Below are 18,822 nucleotides of genomic sequence, written 5' to 3'. Positions count from 1 at the left end.
CACATGACTACCATTCGCAGGGCAGCTCCGCACGGACGATCGTCGGCCCCCCGACGGGGCTGTGCAGCACGAGCACGCCGTCGATGGTCGCCGCCCGGTCGGCCAGGCCCGACAGCCCGCCGTCCGGCGTGACGACGGCGCCGCCGATGCCGTTGTCCCACACGTCCACGACCACGCCGCGGACGTCCCCGAACACCGCCACCGACGCCTCCGTCGCGCCCGAGTGCTTGGCGAGGTTGGTCAGGGCCTCGGCGACGATGAAGTACGCGATGCTCTCCACCGCGGCGGGCGGCCGTTCGGTCAGTTCGACGGAGACGTCCACGTGCACCGGGGCCCGCGCGGCCAGCCCCGACAGAGCCGCGTCGAGCCCGCGGTCGGTGAGGATGGCCGGGTGAATGCCGCGGGCGAGGTCGCGCAGCTCGGCGATGGCCGCCTTGGTGCCCGCGTGGGCCTGGACGATCAGCGCCCTGACCTCCTCCGGCTCGGTGTCGAACTTGGCCTGCGCCCGTCCCAGGTCCACCGCCACCGACAGCAGCCGCTGCTGCGCGCCGTCGTGCAGGTCGCGCTCGATCCTGCGGCGTTCGGCCTCGGCCGCGTCGATCCCCCTGGCCCGGCTGGCCCGCAGCCGCTCCTCCTCGCTGCCGCCGAGCAGCACCGTGGCCAGCGTGCCGTGCAGCCAGGCCATGCCCCGTACGAGATAGGCCGTCACGACGAGCAGCACCACGCCGGCCGCACCCGCCACCAGCACGCCCGCCCAGTCGTCGATGATCAGGCCGGTGCGCCCGTCGCTCAGGACGTACAGGACGCGTGCCAAGGGCGCGAGCAGCAACATCGCCGTCGCCGTCCACAGGGCGAGCGACAACGCGGACTCGACCAGGCCCAGCGGGAGGAGCATGAGGAGGTAGCCGAGGTCCTGCCAGGTGGCCTTGTCGCCGAGCAGCCAGGTGAGGTGCGCGAGCAGCCCGCCCTCGGGCCTGCTCCGGTACGGGTCGGCGATCCGCACCCCGAACGCCGCCCCCATCAGCCGTCGCTCCAGCATCGCCCCGCCGCGCCACATCAGCACGGCCGCCATCGTCAGCGGCAACCCCACCCAGACGATGACCAGCGGCACCGCCACCGTCGTCGCCAGGGCCACCACGATGAACCAGGCCATCCCGAACCCCGCGCTGACCAGCAGGTACGGAGCCGCCCGCCAGGTCATCGGGTCCACCAGCACCCCTAACGGCCCCTTCGGCCCGAACCGCACCCTGTCCTTCAGCCTCACCGATCGCATGCCTCCAGCCTGCCCGGCGCCGCGGACGGGGTGAATGGAGCAGACGTCCGATCCCGGGGTGGGGTTAACCCCACCCCGCGCACGCGAAAGGGGCGGCGGGAGAACCTCCCCGCCGCCCCTCAAGGCGCGTGGCCGCTAGTCGCGGTCGTTGCTCACCGTGGTCTTCTGCACCTGCATGAGGAACTCGGCGTTGGACTTGGTCTCCTTCATCTTCTCCAGGAGAAGCTCCAGAGCCTGCTGCATGTCCAGAGCGTGCAGCACCCGCCGCAGCTTCCAGACGATCTGCAGCTCATCCTTGCCCATGAGGATCTCTTCCTTACGCGTGCCGGACGCGTCCACGTCGACCGCGGGGAAGATGCGCTTGTCGGCCAGGGAGCGGTTGAGCTTGAGCTCCATGTTGCCGGTGCCCTTGAACTCCTCGAAGATGACCTCGTCCATCTTGGACCCGGTCTCGACCAGGGCCGTGGCGAGGATCGTCAGCGAGCCGCCGTTCTCGATGTTGCGCGCGGCGCCGAAGAAGCGCTTCGGCGGGTAGAGCGCCGTGGAGTCGACACCACCCGACAGGATACGACCGGAGGCCGGGGCCGCCAGGTTGTAGGCGCGGCCGAGTCGCGTGATCGAGTCGAGCAGGACGACCACGTCGTGGCCCAGCTCCACCAGGCGCTTGGCGCGCTCGATGGCCAGCTCGGCGACCGTGGTGTGGTCTTCGGCCGGACGGTCGAAGGTCGAGTGGATGACCTCGCCCTTCACCGACCGCTGCATGTCGGTGACCTCTTCGGGACGCTCGTCCACGAGCACGACCATCAGGTGGCACTCGGGGTTGTTGCGGGTGATCGCGTTGGCGATCGCCTGCAGCACCATCGTCTTGCCGGCCTTCGGCGGCGAGACGATCAGACCGCGCTGGCCCTTGCCGATCGGCGAGACGAGGTCGATGATCCGCGTGGTGAGGATGTTCGGCTCGGTCTCCAGGCGCAGGCGCTCCTGCGGGTAGAGCGGCGTCAGCTTGTTGAAGTCGGGCCGGTTGCGGGCCTGCTCCGGGTCCATGCCGTTGACGGTGTCGAGGCGGACCAGGGCGTTGAACTTCTCGCGGCGCTCGCCGTCGCGCGGCTGGCGCACCGCGCCGGTGATGACGTCGCCCTTGCGCAGGCCGTTGCGGCGGATCTGGGCCAGCGAGACGTAGACGTCGTTGCTGCCCGGCAGGTAGCCGCTGGTCCTGACGAACGCGTAGTTGTCGAGGATGTCGAGGATGCCGGCGATCGGGATGAGCACGTCGTCGTCGCCGATGACGGGCTCGGTGCTGTCGAAGCGGTCACGGCCGCGGCCGCGGTTGCGCTCCCTGAAGCGGCCCCTGCGGCCACGCCGGTCGTCGTCGTCGCCGCCCCGCTGGTCACCGCGCTGGTCACCGCGCTGGTCGCCCCGCTGGTCACCGCGCTGGTCGCCCCGCTGGTCACCGCGCTGGTCGCCCCTGCCGCCGGCGTCCGTGGCGCGCTGGTCGCCGCGGCTGCTCTCGGCACGGCCGCCCTCACCGCGGTCGGCACGGTCTGCACGGTCTGCACGGTCTGCACGGTCTGCACGGTCTGCACGCTCACCGCGGTCGCTACGGTCGCTGCGCTCGCCACGGTCGCTGCGCTCGCCACGGTCGCTGCGCTCGCCACGCTCACGGCGCTCGCCGCGGCTGCGCCGCTCGCGACGGCTCTCGCGCTCGCCCCGCGTGTCGGCCTGACCGGCGTCCACGACCTGGGCCTGCTGCTCGACGGCCGGCTCGGCCGGCGCGGCCACGGGCTCGGGGGCCGCGGCCACCGGCTCGGCGGCCTGCGGTGCGGCCTCGTCGGCGGGCTTGGTGCGGGAACGTTCCCTGCGCGTACGGGTGGGCCGCTCGGCCACGGGAGGCGCGGCCTCCGTCAGGACGGGCGCCGCCTCAACCGCGGCTGCCGCCGGAGCGCCGTCTCCGGAGGCGCCACCCTGCTTCTCCTGGATGGCCGCGATGAGCTGGCTCTTCCGCATGCGCCCGGTGCCGCTGATGCCCAGCTCAGCGGCCATCTTCTGCAGCTCGGGCAGCACCTTGGCGGACAGGCCGGTGCCGGAGCGACGCGCACGAGGCTTGGCCGCGGCGCGGGTGGGGGTGTCGCCGGACGCGGGCTGAGAGCCTGGTGCGTCGGAGAGGAGTTCGGTGGTGTCGCTCAACTAAAAGGTCCTTCCCAGGGGTCGGGCGCCGGTTTTGTTCTGCCGGGCGTCCCGGAGGTGCTTGCGACCCGGCGGGACAGTCCGGGTCGGGGTGCACGTTGCGATCTTCGGCTGTCGCGGACGGCCGCCACTCTTGGGGAGGGGTTCGTCCAGGCCGCCACAGGACCGTGGCGCGTGGCTGACACCCCCCAGATTGCTGTCGCCAACCAGATGTCGATGTGCGTCGAACGCGCAGGTCCCCGTCGTCGCCGCCTCACGTTGGGCCAACCGGGTGTGGGCCAACCGGAGGCAACGGATTCCGGGGAGACAGCCGCGCTGCTCACGCCTCGCGACGTGAAGCATGATGCAGCGATGTATGGCTGACAAGCACGCACCCACCAAGGGGGCCATCTGGTGCGGCTATCAGCCTAACATCACCAGCGCACACGGCTATTCCCTGAAGGTCTAAAGAGGCATCAGCGTGTCTCGGGGAACTGAACGTTCGCACCAACCGGGTCGACGTCCATTTGCTGGATGTGCCAGTCATTACCCACTTCTGGCGCGATCAAATCCTGCGTATCCGGTGACGAAAACGCAAGAACCGTGGGACCCGCCCCCGAAACGACCGCAGGCACGCCGACTGCACGCAGACGTTCTACCAGACGCGCGCTCTCCGGCATGGCAGGCGCGCGATAGGGCTGGTGGAGACGGTCTTCGGTGGCGGCGAGCAGCAGCTCTGGTTCCGGTCGCGAGGTCAGCGCGGCGATCAGCAACGCGGCCCTGCCGGCGTTGAAGGAGGCGTCCTTGTGGGGCACGTCCTTCGGCAACAGCCCCCGAGCGGTCTCCGTGGCCAGCCGCGTCGAAGGAACGACGGCGACCGGGCGGACCCTCTCGTCGGGAGCCAGCTTCACCATACGCGGTACTCCGGCGTGGTCGGTCCAGGCCACCGTCAGGCCCCCGGCCAGGCACGGAGCGACGTTGTCGGGGTGGCCCTCCATCTCGGTGGCCAACGCGAAGACCTCGTCGTCGGACAGGCCGGAGTCGCTCAGCGCGCGGGCGGCCAGGATGCCGGCGCAGACCGCGGCCGAGGACGAGCCCAGGCCGCGGGCGTGCGGGATGCGGTTGACGCAGCGCAGGGCGATGCCCGCAGGCTGCGGCGCCCCCATGCGGGCGTACGCCTCGCGCATCGCCCGGACGACGAGGTGTCCCTCGCCGAGATCGACCTCGCCCGCGCCTTCGCCCTCCACGTTCACGCGCACGCCGGGCTCGGCGGTGAGCGTGGCCTCCACGTCGTCGTAGAGGGTGAGCGCCAGGCCGAGCGCGTCGAAGCCCGGCCCCAGGTTGGCCGACGTGGCCGGCACGCGGATTCGCACCGTCGTCATTGGTTCACGGTTCCCTCGTCGTTCGCTCACTCCCCGTGCACCCCTCAGGCGAGGTTGAGTGCCGCGGCGGCGGCGTGCACGTCGATCGGGATGACCACCGGGGCGGGCGCGCCCGAGATGGCCCAGTCGGGGTCCTTCAGGCCGTTGCCGGTGACGGTGCAGACGATGCGCTGCCCGGCCTCCACGAGCCCCTGGGAGTGTGCCTGGAGCAGCCCCGCGACGCTCGCCGCCGAGGCCAGCTCCACGAACACGCCCTCCTCCTGGGCCAGCAGCTTGTACGCCGCCGCGATCTGCCGGTCGGTCACCGCCTGGATGACGCCGCCGGACTCGTCGCGGGCCGCGGTGGCCAGGTTCCAGGACGCCGGGTTGCCGATGCGGATGGCGGTGGCGATCGTGTGGGGGTGGGTCACCGGGGCGCCCTCGACGATCGGCGCGGCGCCGCTGGCCTGGAAGCCGAACATGCGCGGACGCTTCGTCGAGACGCCGTCGTCGGCGTACTCCTGGTAGCCCATCCAGTAGGCCGAGATGTTGCCCGCGTTGCCCACCGGGATGCAGTGGATGTCGGGGGCGTCGCCGAGGGCGTCGACGATCTCGAACGCCGCCGTCTTCTGGCCCTGCAGCCGGAACGGGTTGACCGAGTTGACCAGCGCGATCGGGTAGCTGGAGGACAGCTTGCGGGTCATCTCCAGGCAGTCGTCGAACGACCCCTCGACCTGCAGCAGCGTGGCCCCGTGGACGAGCGCCTGCGCCAGCTTGCCCATCGCGATCTTGCCCTTCGGCACCAGCACGGCGCAGGTCAGCCCCGCGCGTACGGCGTAGGCCGCCGCGGAGGCCGAGGTGTTGCCGGTGGAGGCGCAGATGACCGCCTTGGCGCCCTCTTCGACCGCCTTGCTGATGGCCATGGTCATGCCGCGGTCCTTGAAGCTGCCGGTCGGGTTGGCCCCCTCGACCTTGAGATAGACCTCGCATCCCGTCAGCGCCGACACGCGGTGCGCCGGGACGAGCGGGGTGCCGCCTTCGAGGAGCGTGACGACGGGCGTCTTCGTGGTGACCGGAAGACGCTCTCGGTACTCCTCGATGAGGCCACGCCACGACCTGCCCATGATGACTCCCTACCTGCGGTGTTGGCCACCGAGTGTACGGGGTGCGCGGCGCGGGCGCGGAGCCGAGTCCACTGAGTGGACAGGTCGTTGGACAGCGCCACTATTCAGGAAATTCTCAGCATCTCCCGATAAGGTCTCGGCAGGGGGTCACCATGAACGCGCGTCCTGCTTTGAGGCAGAACGACTATTCACCAGTAGTGCCGCCGGAGCTCGGGGCCTGGTCGCCGGGGTTGTCCGTGAGCGTGGTGATACCGGCGCACGGCGGGCAGGACAAGCTCGACCTGACGCTCGCCGCGCTGGCCGCGCAGACGTACCCGGACCATCTCATGGAGCTCCTGGTCGTCGACGACGGCAGTGCGCCGCCCGTCCGGCTGCCGGAGATCCGGCCGGTCAACACCAGGATCGTCCCGGTACGGGACGGCTGGGGCATCTCCAACGCGGTCAACACCGGCGCCAAGGCCGCCGACGGTGAGATCATCCAGCGGCTCGACGCCGACATGGTCGCCTGCCGGGAGCACATCGAGGCCCTGGCCCGCTGGCATCACGTGACCGACTACCTGGTCACGATCGGGATGAAGAAGTTCGTCGAGGCGCCGCCGGTCACCGCGCGGCAGGTGTTCGCCGCCGGGCGCCTGGACGAGGTGTTCGACCTGGCAGGGGCCGTGTCGAGCTCGACCGAGGCGACGATCGAGAGGACCGACGGGCTGCGCAGCAGCCGCAACCCGTACCACGTGTGCACCGGGCCGACCTTCGCCCTCCCCCGCGAGGTCTTCGACGCCGTGGGCGGGCTCGACCCGACCGTGGTGCGCGGCGAGGACACCGAGTTCTCCTACCGGCTGGCCATGCACGGCGTGGTGTTCGTGCCCGACCAGGCCGCCCAGGCGGTGCACCTCGGGCTGCCTGCGCAGCACCGCGACCGGGAGCGGGCGGTGCGGGCGGTGGAGCCGTACCTGGCGCACCGGATCCCGCTCCGCCGTGACCTGCGCAAGGACCGGGGGCGGCGGTGGCTGGTGCCGTACGTGGAGATCGTGCTGGACGTCACCGACACCTCCGAGTCGGTGGTGCGGCGCGCGGTGACGGCGGCCCTGGACGGCAAGCTCCAGGACGTCGTGCTGACGCTGGTCGGCCCGTGGTCGCGGCTGGACGACGGGCGGCGCGCGGTGTTGTCGGACCCGTGCTTCGAGCTGCGGCTCATGCGCGACCTGTTCGCGCACGACGAACGCATCCGGCTCATCGACGAGGCCGCCCCGACGCCCGCGCCCACGCCGTTCCGCTACCGGGGGCCGGTGGACGTGCCGCTGCACCGGGCGACGCTGGAGCGCATGGTCGAGTCGGTGCAGAAGGACCTGACGGGGGTGCTCGTCGTCGACCTGCCCGACGGGCGCACGGCCCGGCTCGAACGCACCTCCGCGCTGGGCCGGGCGCTGCTGCTGGCCGGTCCCGGCGCCGACCTCGACGACGTCATCGACACCACGCACGGCGTACGGCACGAGCCGCCGGACCGCTACTGGCCCGCGCCGCCGCAGCCGGAGCCGGTCACCATCCCCGCGACGGTGGCGGTACCGGCCGAGTCCGCCGAGAACACCCTGTTCAGGCGGCTGAAGTCGGCCCTGCGCCCGAACTGACCGCCTCCAGAGGGACGAGCGGTCAGCCGCGCAGGCGGCGGCCCAGCGCTCGTTTCATCGTGGCCGACAGCAGGGTACGCAGGCTCTGCTGGGCGCGGTTCGCGGCGGCGAGCTGGCGGCGCAGGGTGCTCACGTCGCGCCGCAGCTCGACGGCCGTTTTGCGCCACCGCGTGGCCTCGTCCCGCCACTTGGTCACCTGGGCGCGCAGGCGGTCGGCCTCCGCCGCCAGCCGCTCGGTCTCGGCCTGGGCCTCCAGCCGCGCCCGGTACGCCCCGCGCCGCCCGATCAGCGGCGCCGCCTCCGTGGTGAACCCGTAGGTCTCGCCCTCGACCCAGGACACGCCGGACACGGCGTCCACCACGTCGTCGAGGTCACCGGGGTCACCGGGGTGGTCGGCGGCCACCATGCGGGCCCTGGCGAAGGCCGAGCAGCGTTCCAGCCGGGCCGCCACGACGCCCTGCGACGACTCCCGCAGCAGCACGGCGACCAGGCCGAGGCCCTCGTCGCGGGCCAGGTCGAGCAGGCGGGCGAGGGTGTCCTCGCCGGGGATCCAGCCGGTCGGCAGGCGCAGCACGAACGGCGTGGCCGGGTCCACCTCCTCGGCCGTGACCAGGCGCACCCGTCCTTCGTGCAGGTAGTGGCCGTGGACCAGGGCCAGGTCGAGGCCTGGGTCCTTGAGCGGGGAGCGGCGCTCGCGGTCCAGCTCGTCCCAGGGGCCGAGCAGGAGCACCGACAGGTCGGGAACGGTCCCGGCGAGCAGGGCGTCCACCGTCGCGCGCACGCTGTCGTAGCCGGCCGTGCCGTCCACGACGGCGGTGACGTACGGGATCTTCCACTGGCGGGACGGATGGGTGCGCAACCACCGGTACGCCGGGATGCGGTCGGCCACGAACGCGTGGCTCACCCGGTCGATGGCCTCCTTGTCGCGCATGCGCATGGTCGGGCCGAGATGGTAGGCGCGGGCGCGGGGCTCGGGCACGAACACCGCGCCCGCCTGGCCCAGCCGGTAGCCCATCTCGGTGTCCTGGCCGAGGATCAGCTCGTCGTCCATGGGGCCGGCGCTCTCGATCAGGCGGGCGCCGACCGAGGTCGCGCCGCCGACGTGCAGGCTGAAGGGCCGCTGGGGGTTGGCGGTGAGGCCGTCGGTGCGTTCGACCAGGTCGACGATCCAGGTGTGCGGCTCGGCGGGCTCGAAGTGCTCCTCCAGGTCGGCGGGGAGCTCGGCGGGCAGCTCCGCGTCGGTGAACCTGATGTAGCCGGTCACGACCAGGTAGGGGGCCGTGTGGTGCCAGCGCATGTGGGCCTCGATCGCGCCCGGGGTGAGGACGACGTCGGAGTCGAGCCAGTGGATCACGTCGCCGGTGGCCTCGGCCAGGCCGGCGTTGCGGGCGTTGGCGCGGCCGGGCTGGTCGCAGACGATCAGGCGGCTGCCCTCGGGACGGACGGCGGGCAGCCGCAGGGGCGGGACGCTGCCGTTGTCCACGACGATGACCTCGGTGAGCGCGGCCGGGTAGGTCTGGCGGGCGAGGCCGGCCAGCACCAGGTCCAGCTTGTCCTGGCCGCCGTAGGCCGGGATGATCACGCTGACCGTGAGCGACGGGGTGAGGTCCGCCCCGGGCCGCAGCACGCGGTAGTCGTTGCCGCGCACCGGCGGCTTCTGGCCGTTGTTCATGCGGTTTCCATCAGCAGGCTCGGCCGGAAGCCGTGCCATTGGTTCGTGGCGATCCTGACGAAATGGGCCAGCGGCAGCTGCCAGGTGTGCTCCTCGGTGAGCCCCCTGCGCAGGACGTAGCCGAGGCCGTGCGTGCGATAGGTGCGCGCGCCGATCTTTTGCGCCGCTTTCAGGAACTCCAGATCGACCGCACGCGGGAGAGCGGGAAATCCTCCAATTTCCCGAAATTTCGCGCTTTGGAGCAAAATGGTGCCTCCGGCTACGTGATCCGCCCAAACCTCGCTAGGGTACGCCGCTCCGCTCGCGAACGTCGTCCGCCGGATCGTGGCGCGCAACGGCTCCAGGTAGAAGAACTCGGCCGTCGTGCCCACGACGTCGGCCCCCGCGTACGAGCGGGCCATGAGCAGGTCGGACAGGTGGCCGGGGCCGTACCAGTCGTCGTCGTCCCACTTGGCGAGGTAGTCGCCCGAGGCCAGGGCGGCGGCCCGGTTCAGCACCTCGCCGAACGGCACCGTCCGGGCCGCCTCGACCCACCTGACGGGCAGCGAGCACGCCTCGACGGCCGCGCGTACCTGCTCGAAGGCCACCCCGTGCAACCCGAGCAGGACCTCGGCCTCGACGCCCCGCTGCCGCTCCATCTGCGCCAGCGCCGCGCCGACCAGGCCGGGCCGCTTGGTCGACATGACGATGCTGACCGTCGCGCGGGCGGGCCGGTGGACCAGGCGCCGCAGCCGTACGCTGTGCTCCTCCCGCCGCAGGTCGGCCAGGGAGCGCGCGGTGCCGTCAGCGGGCTCGGCGAGCCAGTCGCGGTCGGTGAGCCGCGCGGCCAGGTCGCCCGGCACCCACGCGGGGGCGTCCCGGGCGGTCAGCGGGATCCCGGCGCCGGCCAGCTCCGTCAGGCCGTCCAGCGGCACCGGCGCGGCGGGCCAGTCGATCTCCAGCCCACGCCGGGTACGCAGCTCGGGCACGTCGGGCGGCCCGCCGTCCACCTGCCATCCGTCCGCCCAGTGCAGCCGGGCGAACCCCTTGCCCGGCGTACGCGTGAAGCCGCAGGGGGTGACGGACATGGACGATGCTCCTCGACCGGACGGGACTGGATCGGCGCCTACCTTACGCCCGTTTTTACACGTCAGTAGACAGACAGGCAGCTTTCGCATCCCGAACGGCGTGGGCCCCGAGGCAGCGGGTTCCCAGTTTTCCTCCAGGAACTTATGGCACGGTAGAGGTCAGGGTTTATCAGGGTGGCAAAAATCCCGCCCATCCTCCTATGCCCGACTAGTCGTGACTATGAAAGGTTTGCGCGGATGCTCTCGCCCCGCCGATTGGCAGCGGCCGCCGCACTTCTCGCAGTCGTGGCCGCCGGGGTGCTCGCCCTCCTCGTCCTGGCCGGCCTGCTCACCCTCGGTGCGGCGGCGGCCGTCGCGGCGTTCGCGGTCACGCTGGCCGCCCTGGCCCTGCTGCTGCTCACCGTCCGCCGCGTGGACGGCAAGGCGCACCGGATCGACCTGCGCATGAAGAAGCAGGAGGCCGAGCTCGCCCGTACGACGACCGCGGTCAAGAACCTCGAATCCCGGCTGGAGCTGCTGGTCCAGGCCGTCGAGGAGTCGGCCGCGCGGCGGGCCGACGACATCGGGGCGATCCTCGCCTCGCTCGGCGAGGACCGGGTGAACGCCATGACCAGGGCCCGGGAGGTCGAGGAGCTGCGCGAGGAGGTTCGCGCGCTGGCCAAGGGCCTGGCATGACCCGCGTCCGGCACAACGACTACGGGGTGCTGCGCCCGCCCGCGATCGGGGACTGGACGCCCGAGCTGCGCGTGTCCGTGGTCATCCCGGCCTACGACTGCCAGGAGGCGCTGGAGCGCACGGCGTCCGCGCTGGCCGCGCAGACCTATCCGGCCGGGCTCGTCGAGATCGTGGTCGCCGACGACGGCAGCACGCCGCCGGTCGAGCTGCCGGGAGCCCGCGTCGTACGGGTGGCCGACGGCTGGGGACGCGGCGCGGCCCGGCAGACCGGGCAGCTGGCCGCCACCGGCGAGGTGATCCACTGGCTGGACTCCGACATGATCCTGGCCCCCGACCACCTTGAGGCGCACATGCGCTGGCACCACCTGCTCGACCACGCGGTGGTGATCGGCGACACCCGGTTCGTGACGGCCCCGGGCGAGGAGGGCACGCAACCGGAGTACACGCGCAAGACCCTGGAGTCGACCCGGATGCTGAAGGACGCGGGGGCGAGCGCGTACCTGCTGCACACGGGGGCCTCCACGTCGGTGCGCGCCGAGCTGCTGCGCGCGGCGGGCGGCGTGGACACCTCGCTCAACATGGCCGAGGACACCGAGCTGGGCTACCGGCTGGCCCAGGCGGGGGCGGTGTTCGTGCCCGATCCGCAGGCCAGGGCGTGGCACGTCGGGCCCTCCACGGTGATGTCGCGGGAGAAGGAGGTCCACCGGCACAACTGGTCCTACCTGGGCGACCTCGTGCCGCAGCTGCGCTGGCTGCGCAGCCATCCCCGGCGCCACTGGCGGGTGCCGTACGTGCGGGTCGTGGTGAGCGCCACCACGTACGAGGAGACCCGGGCGAGCGTGGACGCGGCGCTGGCGGGCACGCTGCCCGACGCCGCCGTCACCGTCGTCGGCCCCTGGGGCCGGCTGACCGGCGAGCGCCGGTCCAGCCTCGACGACCCGCTGCTGGACCTGCGGCTGCTGCACAACCTGTACGCCCACGAGCCGCGCGTCACGTTCGCGGAAAGCGAACCGGTCAGCGTCGCCCCCACCCCGTTCCTGCTGCGGCTGCCCGCCGGATGGGTTCTCGGGGCCGACACCCTCGCCCGGCTCGTGCGACTGGCCGACGAGGACCTGCTCGGCCTGCTCTGCGTCGCCCTGGCCGAGGACGCGGACGGGGTCGTGGCCGCCCGGCTGGAGCGCACGGCCGCCTTCGCCCGTGCCGCGCGCTACGACGGCGCCGCCGACGACCTGGTGGACGAGCTGTTCGGCGTCCTGTGGGTCGAGGGCGGCGAGCACGGTTTCGGCACCGCCGCGGAGCCTCCGCCGCTGGGCGGCGACCCGGCCAAGTGGCGCGCGCTGGCGGCCCGGCGGCTGGCGGAGACCAAGGAGCTGCGGGCCCAGGTCGACCGGCTCGCCGCCGAGGTCGAGCGCCTGTCCCGCGCACAGGACGAGGAGGACCCCGCTCCCGGGCCGCTGAGCTCCCTGATCCGGCACCTGCGGAGCGCCGGGTGATCGCCGATCAGCCGTCCGCCGAGCGGCGGACGGTCACCGCGCTGCTGGCGGAGCTGCCGGAGGCCCGGGTGTTCCTGGCCGGCACCGAGGGCCACACCTTCCCGGCCGACGGCGCGGGCCGCGCCGTGGACCTGGACCGGGACCTGCTGGAGCCGCCCGCCGAGCCGGAGTCGGCCGACCACGTCCTCGTGCTCGCCAGGACGCCCGCCGACCTGCGCAGGGTGGCGACCCTGCACAAGCTGCTCCCGCTGGCCGGGCGGGTGGTGGTGTGCGTGCTCGACGCCCCCGCCTCGCACCCGGCACCCGTGCCCACGCCGACCCCCGCGCACCGCTGGCGGTCGCTGACCGACCTGCGGGTGTACCAGCCCAGGAGCCGGGTGTGGGTGGTGGACGCCCGCTTCTCGGCCCCGACGCCCGCCGGCCGTACGGTGACCGCCACCGCGCGCGCCTTCGCCGGGCACCGCCTGGACGTGATCGCCGCGCCCGCCGCCGGGATCGCCGGGATCGGCTCGGCCGACTGGCGTCCCGGCGACCCGAACGCCACGCCCGCCGAGGTGAGCGGCCCGGTCCCCGAACGCGTCGGCGCCCCCGGCAGCGACGTCGTGCTCCGCACGCTGGGCGACGACGCCCTCCGCGGCCTGGCCGGCGACGCCCTGCGGCCGCCGGGCGACGGCCGCGCCCCGGACGCGTCCCCGGCCCTGACACCGGGCGGGTCCGGCGAGCCGGGCGGGATCGGCTGGGCCGGGGATCAGGCGCCCGTCGAGCGGCCCACGATCGTCGCCGCGAGCTGGGAGAGCATCGGGCGTCCCGGCGGTGCGGGTTCGCCGCTGGCCGATCCCGACGTGCTCGGCGAGCCGTCGATGGTCCCGCCCGTGGACGAGCGCCTGGTGAACCCCCAGGGTTTCGTGACCACCCCGTCCCGGGGCATGGCCGCGCTGGCCGAGCGCGACGGCCGCTGGTCGGTGCTGCTCGACGGCAAGGTCGTGACGACGTTCGCCGAGTCGGGCGGGGTCACCGACGCCGACGTGGCCAGGCTCCGGCAGATCCGCGGCGTCGAGGTGAGCTGGCAACATCCGCACAGCGGCCCGCTGGCGGCCGTGCGGGTGCTGGCCGGTCTGGCCGCCGCCGGGGTGCCGCTGGTCACCGGAGCCGTGCCGCGCTGGGCGGGCGCTCTCGGGGACGAGCTGGTCACGCTGCTGCCCGCCGCCCCCGACCTGTCCGACGAGCTGCGGCGCGAGGAGCACAGCATCCGGCTGCGCCGGGCCGCCCTGCGCACCCATGGCGTGGCCGCGCGGTGGGAGCAGCTCGGCGCGCCCGCACCCGCTCCCCCGCTCACCTCCGTCCTGCTGGCCACCCGGCGCGCCGACATGGTGCCGTTCGCCCTGCGGCAGATCGCCCGCCAGCGGGACGCCCAGCTCGAAGTGGTGCTCGCGCTGCACGGCGTCCCGCGGGAGCACCCCGACGTCGCCGCCGCCCTGGCCGACTTCGGCGGTCCGCTGACCGTGTACGAGGCCGACCCCGCGGCCGTCTTCGGCGAGGTGCTGAACGAGGCCGCCGCCAGGGCCTCCGGCTCGTTCCTGCTCAAGATGGACGACGACGACTGGTACGGCCCCGACTTCCTGGCCGACCTGCTGCTCGCCCACTCCTACTCGGGGGCGCAGGTGGTCGGCACGGTGCCCGAGTTCGTCTACCTGGCCTCGATCGACGTCACCGTGCACCGCAGTCAGGTCACCGAGCAGATCACCAGCTTCGTGGCGGGCGGCACGATCCTGGTGGAACGTTCGGCGTTCCAGGCCGTGGGCGGCTTCCGGCCGCTGCGCCGCTCGGTGGACACCCAGTTCCAGGAGGCCCTCCAGGCGGCGGGCGGCCAGATCTACCGCACCCACGGCCTGGGCTACATCCTGCGCCGCGGCCCGGCCTCCGCCCACACCTGGCAGGAGCCGATCGGCACGTTCCTGCGCCGCAACCGGCGCCAGTGGCGCGGGTTCCGCCCGAACGCCCTGATGGAGCTGGAGGGGAGCAGCCGCCCATGACCGTCCCGCGCATCCGTGGCAACGACTTCGGCGTCCTCGACCCTCCCGAGCTGGGGGCCTGGGAGCCGGAGCTCGCCGTCACGGTCGTCATCCCGGCGCACGACCGCCAGGAGACCCTGGACCTGACGCTCGCCGCCCTGTCCGCGCAGAGCTACCCGGCGCACCTGCTCGACGTGATCGTGGTGGACGACGGCAGCGCCACCCCCATCCGCCTGCCCGACCTCGCCCCGGGCGGCACCAAGCTGATCCCCAGCCCGCCGGGCGGCTGGGGGCGCGCCTGGGCCGTGCAGGCGGGCCTGGACGCCGCCGCCGGCGAGGTCGTCCTCGTGCTGGACGCCGACATGGTCCCGCACCGGCGGCACGTCGAGGCCCAGCTCCGGTGGCACCACCTGGCCCCGTACGTCGTGGTGCTCGGCTGGATCGACTTCACCTCGGCCGGCGAGCCGCCCACGCCGGAGCAGGTCGTCCAGGCCCTGGACGCGGGCGCCGAGGACGGCCTGTTCCCGCTGTCACCGCACCGGCACGACTGGGCCGAGGAGATCATCCACGACCACGACGGCCTGCGTACGGCGTCCGGTGCGACGGCCGCCCGCGTGCACGTGGGGGCCACGGCGTCGTACCCGGCGGCGCTGCTGCGCTCGATCGGCGGCCTGGACACCTCGCTGGTGCTGGCCGAGGACACCGAGCTGGGATACCGGCTCGTCCAGGCGGGGGCGGTGTTCGTCCCGGACCCGCAGGCGCGGGCGTGGCACGTCGGCCTGCCGACCGCGATGCGCGACGTCGCCGCGTTGAAGCGGTACAACGACCCCTACGTGGCCGACCGGGTTCCCTACCGGCGGTATCTGCGGACGGATCCGGGGCGGCAGTGGCTGGTGCCGTACGTGGAGGCGGTGGTGACGGCGGGCGGCTACGAGGACACCCGCGCCACCGCGGACGCCCTGCTCGCCTCCTCCGTCCCCGACGTGCGCCTCACCCTCACGGGCCCCTGGCCCGCGCTGCCCACCGGACGCCGCTCGCCCCTGCGCGACCCCGACCTGGACCTGCGCCTGCTCAAGGCCACCTTCGAGCACGACCCACGGGTCCGGCTGGCCACCGAACCGCCTCCTGGGCCACCCGCCGGCACGACGGCCCCCTTCCGCCTGACCGTGCCGCCCGGCTGGACCCTCTCCCCCGGCACGCTCGAACGCCTGATCGCCCACCTGGACGAGCACGACCTCGGCAGCCTGTGCCTGGCCCTGGACGAGACCCCGCAGGGCGTGGTCGCCGCCCGCCTCGACCGTACGGCCGCCCTGTCCGGAGCCGCCCTGGTCGCCACCCCCGACGACCACCCGGACGACCTGATCGACACCCTGTACGGCCTGGAATGGGCCGACGGCGCGTCGTGGGGCCTGCGCCGCCGCCCCGACGTCTACCCGCCGCGCAGGCCGCCGGCCGCCGAGCTCGCCCTGCTCACCGCCCGCCACGAGAAGGACCTGACCCTCCACCGCAAGCGCGTCGCCGCCCTGCGCGCCGAGATCGCCCAGCTGCGCCGGGAGGCCGCCAAGAACGGCAGGGACGCCTCCCGCTGGCGGGAGAAGGCCGAGAGCTGGCGGCGCGAGGCGGTACGGCTGGCCCGCGAACAGGACCGCACGGTCCTGAAACGGGCCGTACGCCGCGTCCGCGACCTGGCCTTCCCCGCCCACTGACCGGGCGGGGCGGGCGTCAGTCGTCGCCCTCCACGCGCATCACGCCGGCGACCGCGCGGACGATGTCGAGCTCGCGCAGCCCCTCCATGGTCGCCGTGAGGGCCGCGTCGGTGGCGCGGTGGCTGACGATGACGAGCTGGGCGTCGTCGCCGTGCCCCTCCTGGCGGACGGTCTGGATGGACACGTCGTGCTTGGCGAACAGGTCGGCCACCCGCGCCAGCACGCCCGGCTTGTCGGCCACGTCGAGCGCCACGTGGCAGCGCGTGACCGTGTCGCCCATCGGATGGACGGCCAGGTCGGCGTAGGTGGACTCCTCGGGCCCGTGGGTGCCGGCCAGCCGGTTGCGGCCGACGGCCACGAGGTCGCCGAGCACGGCCGAGGCCGTCGGCGCGCCGCCGGCGCCCTTGCCGTAGAACATGAGCTGCCCGGCCGACTCGGCCTCCACGAACACCGCGTTGTACGCCTCGCGCACCCCCGCGAGCGGGTGGGTCCGCGGGATCATCGCCGGGTGCACCCGCACGCCGAACGAACGGCCGTCGTCGGAGCGCTGGCAGATGGCCAGCAGCTTGATGACGTAGCCCATGGCCTTGGCGGAGGCGACGTCGGTCGCGGTGATCTCGGTGATGCCCTCGCGGTGCACCTTGTCGGCGGTGACCCGGCTGTGGAAGGCCAGGCCGGCCAGGATCGCGGCCTTGGCGGCGGCGTCGAAGCCCTCGACGTCGGCCGTCGGGTCGGCCTCGGCGTAGCCGAGCGTCTGGGCCTCCTCCAGGGCGTCGGTGAAGGACGCGCCCGTGGTGTCCATCTTGTCGAGGATGTAGTTGGTGGTGCCGTTGACGATGCCGAGCACGCGCTTGACGTGGTCGCCGGCCAGCGACTCGCGCAGCGGGCGCAGCAGCGGGATCGCGCCGGCCACGCTGGCCTCGAAGTAGAGGTCGCCGCCGCCCCGGCGGGCCGCCTCGTGCAGGGCCGAGCCGTCCTCCGCCAGCAGGGCCTTGTTGGCGGTGACGACCGACTTGCCGCGTTCGAGGGCGGCCACGATGAGCGTGCGGGCCGGCTCGATGCCGCCGATCACCTCGACGACGATGTCGATGTCGTCGCGGGTGACCAGGGACTCGGCGTCGGTGGTCAGCAGCGCCGGGTCGACCTCGATGTCGCGCTTGCGCCCGAGCCTGCGCACGGCCACGCCGGCCAGCTCGAGCGGGGCGCCGATGCGCGCGGCCAGGTCGTCGGCCTGCTCGTGCAGGAGCCTGATGACCTGCGAGCCGACGACGCCGCAGCCCAGCAGAGCCACTTTCAGCGGTTTCACAGCTGCCCCCTCAACAGGTCGTCCTCGGTCTCGCCCGCCACGATCACCCGGGCCGCGCCGTCGGCGACGGCGACCACGGCGGGCCTGGGCAGGTAGTTGTAGTTGCTGGCCAGCGAGCGGCAGTAGGCGCCGGTCGCGGCCACGGCGACCAGGTCACCGGGCGCCAGGTCGGCGGGCAGGTGGCAGTCGCGCACGATGATGTCGCCGCTCTCGCAGTGCTTGCCGACCAGGCGGCTGAGCATGGGCTCGGCGTCGCTGGCGCGGCTGGCGAGGGTGGCGGTGTACTCGGCGCCGTAGAGGGCGGTGCGCACGTTGTCGCTCATGCCGCCGTCGACGCTGACGTACGTGCGCAGCCCCTCGACGTCCTTGACCGTGCCGGCCTCGTAGAGGGTGATGCCGCCCGGCCCCACGATGGTGCGGCCCGGCTCGACGGTCAGGCGCGGCACCGGCAGGCCGGCGTCGGCGCAGACCTTGGTGACGATCTCGCGCAGGCCGTCGGCCAGCTCCTTGATGTCGGGGGCCTCGTCGCCCTCGACGTAGGCGATGCCGTAGCCGCCGCCGAGGTCGAGCTCGGGCAGGACGACGTCGTGCTCGTCCTTGATCTGCACGAGCAGCGTGGCCAGCCGCCGCGCGGCCACCTCGAACCCGGCGGTGTCGACGATCTGCGACCCGATGTGGGAGTGGAGGCCGACCAGGTCGAGCTGCGGCAGCGCGAGGATGCGGCGCACGGCCTCGGCCGCGGCGCCGGTGTTGAGCGACAGGCCGAACTTCTGGTCGTCGTGGGCCGTGGCGATGAACTCGTGGGTGTGGGCCTCGACCCCGGTGGTCACCCGGATCATCACCTTGGGCCGCTTGCCGAGCTGCTCGGCGAGGTAGCCGAGGCGGGCGATCTCCTCGTAGGAGTCGACCACGATGTGCCCGACGCCGCATTCCAGGGCGCGGGTCAGCTCGGCCTTGGACTTGTTGTTGCCGTGGAGGGTGATGCGCTCGGGCGGGAAGCCGACGCTGAGCGCCACCGCCAGCTCGCCGCCGCTGGCGACGTCGAGCCCGAGGCCCTCGTCGGCCAGCCAGCGCACGATCTCCTTGCACAGGAACGCCTTGCCCGCGTAGTGGACCTCGGAGCCCTGGAAGGCCGTGGCGTAGTCGCGCATGCGTGAGCGTACGTCGGCCTCGTCGAGGACGTAGAGCGGCGTGCCGAACTCGCGGGCCAGGTCGCGCACGTCGACGCCGCCGACCGTGAGCGTGCCGTCGGTCCGGGTCGACGTTCGGGGCCAGATCGTGGGGTCGATCCGGTTGAGGTCGGCGGGCGCCATCGGGGGGCGCTCGTGGGGCAGCATCTCGGCGT

General features: G+C 73.2%; 13 protein-coding genes. 5 read left to right on the top strand and 8 right to left on the bottom strand.

Going from position 1 to position 18,822, the window contains the following annotated elements; translation table 11 throughout:
* Window positions 1–7: 7 nt before the first annotated feature.
* The 4 genes from ABZ444_RS02240 to thrC form a co-directional block, all read right to left on the bottom strand.
* Complete coding sequence (locus ABZ444_RS02240) at window positions 8–1,273, bottom strand: sensor domain-containing protein (RefSeq protein ID WP_357991438.1); 1,266 nt, start codon at window positions 1,271–1,273, stop codon at window positions 8–10.
* Window positions 1,274–1,408: 135 nt separating this feature from the next.
* The gene (rho, locus tag ABZ444_RS02235) at window positions 1,409–3,457 is read right to left on the bottom strand and encodes a transcription termination factor Rho (RefSeq protein WP_357991435.1); all 2,049 of its coding nucleotides are present in this window, start codon (window positions 3,455–3,457) and stop codon (window positions 1,409–1,411) included.
* Window positions 3,458–3,912: 455 nt separating this feature from the next.
* Window positions 3,913–4,818, bottom strand: coding sequence for a homoserine kinase (gene thrB, locus ABZ444_RS02230; RefSeq protein ID WP_357991433.1), 906 nt, complete (start codon window positions 4,816–4,818; stop codon window positions 3,913–3,915).
* Window positions 4,819–4,862: 44 nt separating this feature from the next.
* Window positions 4,863–5,921: a threonine synthase gene (gene thrC, locus ABZ444_RS02225; RefSeq protein ID WP_357991430.1), complete on the bottom strand. Its 1,059-nt coding sequence runs from the start codon at window positions 5,919–5,921 to the stop codon at window positions 4,863–4,865.
* Between the two features lie 236 nt (window positions 5,922–6,157).
* Between thrC and ABZ444_RS02220 the strand changes: the two genes are divergently transcribed.
* A complete protein-coding gene (locus ABZ444_RS02220; RefSeq protein WP_357991427.1) occupies window positions 6,158–7,546 on the top strand; it encodes a glycosyltransferase in 1,389 nt (462 codons plus the stop codon).
* A 22-nt stretch (window positions 7,547–7,568) separates the two neighbouring features.
* Here the strand turns inward: ABZ444_RS02220 and ABZ444_RS02215 are convergent, their stop codons facing one another.
* A complete protein-coding gene (locus tag ABZ444_RS02215; RefSeq protein WP_357991424.1) occupies window positions 7,569–9,218 on the bottom strand; it encodes a glycosyltransferase in 1,650 nt (549 codons plus the stop codon).
* Window positions 9,215–10,285 carry a family 2 glycosyl transferase gene (locus ABZ444_RS02210; protein WP_357991421.1) on the bottom strand — a complete coding sequence of 357 codons (1,071 nt, stop codon included), beginning with the start codon at window positions 10,283–10,285 and terminating at the stop codon, window positions 9,215–9,217. Before ABZ444_RS02210 ends, ABZ444_RS02215 begins: the two co-directional genes overlap by 4 nt.
* 237 nt (window positions 10,286–10,522) lie before the next feature.
* Here ABZ444_RS02210 and ABZ444_RS02205 point away from each other — a divergent pair, with 237 nt between their 5' ends.
* The 4 genes from ABZ444_RS02205 to ABZ444_RS02190 are packed head-to-tail and all read left to right on the top strand — an operon-like array spanning window position 10,523 to window position 16,171.
* The gene (locus ABZ444_RS02205) at window positions 10,523–10,960 is read left to right on the top strand and encodes a hypothetical protein (protein WP_357971037.1); all 438 of its coding nucleotides are present in this window, start codon (window positions 10,523–10,525) and stop codon (window positions 10,958–10,960) included.
* Window positions 10,957–12,453 carry a glycosyltransferase family 2 protein gene (locus tag ABZ444_RS02200; protein WP_357991418.1) on the top strand — a complete coding sequence of 499 codons (1,497 nt, stop codon included), beginning with the start codon at window positions 10,957–10,959 and terminating at the stop codon, window positions 12,451–12,453. Before ABZ444_RS02205 ends, ABZ444_RS02200 begins: the two co-directional genes overlap by 4 nt.
* Complete coding sequence (locus ABZ444_RS02195; RefSeq protein ID WP_357991415.1) at window positions 12,450–14,486, top strand: glycosyltransferase family 2 protein; 2,037 nt, start codon at window positions 12,450–12,452, stop codon at window positions 14,484–14,486. Before ABZ444_RS02200 ends, ABZ444_RS02195 begins: the two co-directional genes overlap by 4 nt.
* Window positions 14,483–16,171, top strand: coding sequence for a glycosyltransferase (locus tag ABZ444_RS02190; RefSeq protein WP_357991412.1), 1,689 nt, complete (start codon window positions 14,483–14,485; stop codon window positions 16,169–16,171). Before ABZ444_RS02195 ends, ABZ444_RS02190 begins: the two co-directional genes overlap by 4 nt.
* 16 nt (window positions 16,172–16,187) lie before the next feature.
* Here the strand turns inward: ABZ444_RS02190 and ABZ444_RS02185 are convergent, their stop codons facing one another.
* Both ABZ444_RS02185 and lysA read right to left on the bottom strand, forming a co-directional pair.
* On the bottom strand, window positions 16,188–17,477 hold the full coding sequence (locus tag ABZ444_RS02185; RefSeq protein ID WP_357991409.1) for a homoserine dehydrogenase: 1,290 nt from the start codon (window positions 17,475–17,477) through the stop codon (window positions 16,188–16,190).
* Window positions 17,474–18,814: a diaminopimelate decarboxylase gene (gene lysA, locus ABZ444_RS02180; protein ID WP_357991621.1), complete on the bottom strand. Its 1,341-nt coding sequence runs from the start codon at window positions 18,812–18,814 to the stop codon at window positions 17,474–17,476. Before lysA ends, ABZ444_RS02185 begins: the two co-directional genes overlap by 4 nt.
* Between the last annotated feature and the right edge of the window lie 8 nt (window positions 18,815–18,822).

The organism is Nonomuraea sp. NPDC005730 (genome assembly GCF_040630865.1).
Taxonomy (GTDB): Bacteria; Actinomycetota; Actinomycetes; order Streptosporangiales; family Streptosporangiaceae; genus Nonomuraea.
Note: the sequence above shows the minus strand (reverse complement) of the source record. Positions and strands in the feature narration are given on the sequence as shown.

Coding starts and splice junctions, on each gene's coding strand:
- ABZ444_RS02240 (WP_357991438.1), bottom strand. CDS start 1,273: ATGCGATCGGTGAGGCTGAAGGACAGGGTGCGGTTCGGGCCGAAGGGG.
- thrB (WP_357991433.1), bottom strand. CDS start 4,818: ATGACGACGGTGCGAATCCGCGTGCCGGCCACGTCGGCCAACCTGGGG.
- thrC (WP_357991430.1), bottom strand. CDS start 5,921: ATGGGCAGGTCGTGGCGTGGCCTCATCGAGGAGTACCGAGAGCGTCTT.
- ABZ444_RS02215 (WP_357991424.1), bottom strand. CDS start 9,218: ATGAACAACGGCCAGAAGCCGCCGGTGCGCGGCAACGACTACCGCGTG.
- ABZ444_RS02210 (WP_357991421.1), bottom strand. CDS start 10,285: ATGTCCGTCACCCCCTGCGGCTTCACGCGTACGCCGGGCAAGGGGTTC.
- ABZ444_RS02205 (WP_357971037.1), top strand. CDS start 10,523: ATGCTCTCGCCCCGCCGATTGGCAGCGGCCGCCGCACTTCTCGCAGTC.
- ABZ444_RS02200 (WP_357991418.1), top strand. CDS start 10,957: ATGACCCGCGTCCGGCACAACGACTACGGGGTGCTGCGCCCGCCCGCG.
- ABZ444_RS02190 (WP_357991412.1), top strand. CDS start 14,483: ATGACCGTCCCGCGCATCCGTGGCAACGACTTCGGCGTCCTCGACCCT.
- lysA (WP_357991621.1), bottom strand. CDS start 18,814: ATGCTGCCCCACGAGCGCCCCCCGATGGCGCCCGCCGACCTCAACCGG.